1 protein-coding gene and 1 pseudogene are annotated in these 2,689 nt (G+C 60.6%); one reads left to right on the top strand and one right to left on the bottom strand.

Annotated elements, in window-relative coordinates; genetic code table 11:
• Window positions 1–437: 437 nt before the first annotated feature.
• A pseudogene (locus AB4N33_RS01050) lies at window positions 438–1,565 on the bottom strand (cupin-like domain-containing protein); the annotation flags it as partial.
• Window positions 1,566–1,699: 134 nt separating this feature from the next.
• On the opposite strand from AB4N33_RS01050, the gene AB4N33_RS01055 reads away from it, so the two are divergent.
• Window positions 1,700–2,434 carry a thioesterase II family protein gene (locus AB4N33_RS01055; protein ID WP_476456197.1) on the top strand — a complete coding sequence of 245 codons (735 nt, stop codon included), beginning with the start codon at window positions 1,700–1,702 and terminating at the stop codon, window positions 2,432–2,434.
• The last annotated feature ends 255 nt before the right edge of the window (window positions 2,435–2,689 follow it).

Here is a 2,689-nt window from a genome sequence, read left to right on the forward strand (position 1 = left end):
GACTGGCGGGGGGCGGGGAGAGTTCAGGTGGGTGGGTGAAGTTTTTGTCAGGTTTGGTTGGGGCTTGATTGGGGGCATATCCATTGCTGCGGTAACGGCCGCTTATGGTTTCGTCCTTACGGCGACTCACTTTGGCCCCCTGTAGGAGCGAGCATGCTCGCGATGGCCGTCAACGATAACGCGGGCAGCCTGACACCCAGCGTTGTTCTGTCGACCATCGCGAGTAAACTCGCTCCTACAGGGTCCGTGTTCTGCTTGTGATTTTGATCTTCTGTAGGAGCGAGCATGCTCGCGATGGCCGTCAACGATAACGCGGGCAGCCTGACACCCAGCGGTGTTCTGTCGACCATCGCGAGTAAACTCGCTCCTACAGGGGGGGCTGGCCGTTGCCGTAGAAATGGATATGTACACCCGCAAAAATGAGCCCCAGCTACCACCCCCCTCCCCGAATTCACCCAAAAATTCACCGACAACGAAGTCGATACCGACTCCACCTGGTGAAACCACCCCTCTGGCAAAAACAACAAGTCACCAGCCTCCAGCGTCACTCGCATGAAGGTCACCGCTGCTGCCTTTGGAAAGCGCTGGTAATCTGGCGCGTCCGGGTTGAAGTCGCAGCCGTCCAGTCCACCCTGGGGTGCGGTGGACCAGGTGCCGAGGGCTTCGCGATGGTGGGGGGCGGCGAGGGTGAAGGTTTTCTGGCCCCAGACCTGGGCGAACAGGTTGTCGGTGTCGTCGCGGTGCAGTGGCGTCAGGGTGCCCTTGGGGCCGATCCAGATTCGTGGGGGGATGAACAATGAAGGGTCGAAGTAGGGCGGGTACTTGATCTGCTCCATCAATTGCGCCGGCAGGATGTTGTTGCCCATGTAGGCCGGTGGTTCGCCGTCGGCGTTTTTGGCGGCCGGGGTATCCAGTGAGGCGATGAACTCGGCCATTGAAGTGGAGCGAAAATCCCGCTCTGTCGAGAAGGTTTTCTTCACGTAGTCGCCATGGCGGGTGATGCCTTGCAGTTGGGCGAAGTGCACCAACGATTCTTCGCGGCTGAGCTTGAACAGCGGCCAGTCCTGCAACGCATCGCTGATGATGACCGGCACGCCATTGGGCAAGTAGCGGCTTTTGAATTCCTCCACGGATAATTCGCTGCGGGGCCGACGCTCCACCGTGCGTTGGATCGGCAGGCGGGCGGTGAGTGTTTCGCTGAAACGCGGCGGGGTCGGGTAGCGCTTGTTCATGTCGACCTTTTCCACCACGGCGCCGCCATGACGCGCGCTGTCGATGATCTGCGGCAGCATCGTCGCCAGGCCCATGTTGCCACCGATCTTCAGGCGACCGCTGGCGAACAGTTCCTCGACATTGGCCGAGCCCCCCATGATGCCCATAAAGTCTTCCTGCGCGACTTCGATGGTGACGTCGGGACTGGCATGGCGCCCGGCCTCGGTGTGGCTGCTGGCCCTGACCTCGGACCAGTAGGCCTGTTGCGGGCCGAACACGAATTGAAAAACACCTTCGATGCCAACGGCGCCCGCATTGGTGAACAGTTTGCCCAGGATGATTTGCAGGTCCACGACGATCACTCTTCTTGGTTCGGGTCTGAACAGGGAACGAAACGTCGTGACGCAAATTTATCCGCATGCTTGACTAATTTGCCCCAGGGTTCGCGCGTTCATGGAAGTAGACGACTTTTTCCAAGGTGAACGCGGTGACCAAGCTGACCCTGCTGTGCCTGCCATACTCCGGCGCCAGTGCGATGGTTTACAGCCGCTGGCGGCGCAAGGTGCCCCAGTGGCTGGATGTGCAACCGGTGGAGTTGCCGGGCCGCGGAGCCCGCTATGCCGAGCCGCTGCACACCGATATGCGCACCCTGGCGTTGCAATTGGCCCGGGAACAGAAAGCCCGGCTCACAGCGCCCTATGCCTTGTTCGGACACAGCCTGGGCGCCTTGCTTGCCTGTGAAATGGCCCATGCGTTTCGCACATTGGGCTGCCCTGAGCCCGTGGCGCTGTTCGCCTCGGGCACGGCGGCGCCGACGATGCGTGCCGATTATGATCGTGGCTTTGCGCAACCCAAAACCGACGCGCAGTTGATCGACCAGTTGCGCGCCCTCAACGGCACCAGCGAAGAGGTGCTGGCCAACGAAGAACTCATGAGCCTGACGCTGCCGATCCTGCGTGCCGATTTCCTGCTGTGCGGGCGCTTCGAGCCCCTGCAGCGCCCCTTGCTGAAATGCCCGGTGCACGTGCTCGGCGGCAAAGCCGACAAGGCCAGTACCGAACAACTCATCGCCTGGAGCAAGGAAACCCACGGCAGCTTTTCGCTCGACATGCTGGCTGGCGGGCACTTCTTTATCCACGAGCACGAAGCCCGCGTGCTGCGGGTGATCAAGGATCAACTGGACGTTCATCACCGCCGACATGCGATGGCCGAAACGGCCTGACGATCTCCCAGACACCACCTAATCCCACTGTAGGAGCGAGCTTGCTCGCGATAGCGGTGTGCCAGTGAATGGATGAGTGACTGACACACCGCTATCGCGAGCAAGCTCGCTCCTGCAGGGTCAGCGCCGCATTCAACACCCCATCCCACCGCCCCTCTGATAGTTATTCCCACCCGCTAATTTTTCCGGACTGCATTCGTTTTATAGGGACGACGCGCCTTTGTGCTTTCTGCCTACTGATCCGGATGCCAAGAA

This window comes from Pseudomonas sp. S1_E05, from assembly GCF_056337105.1.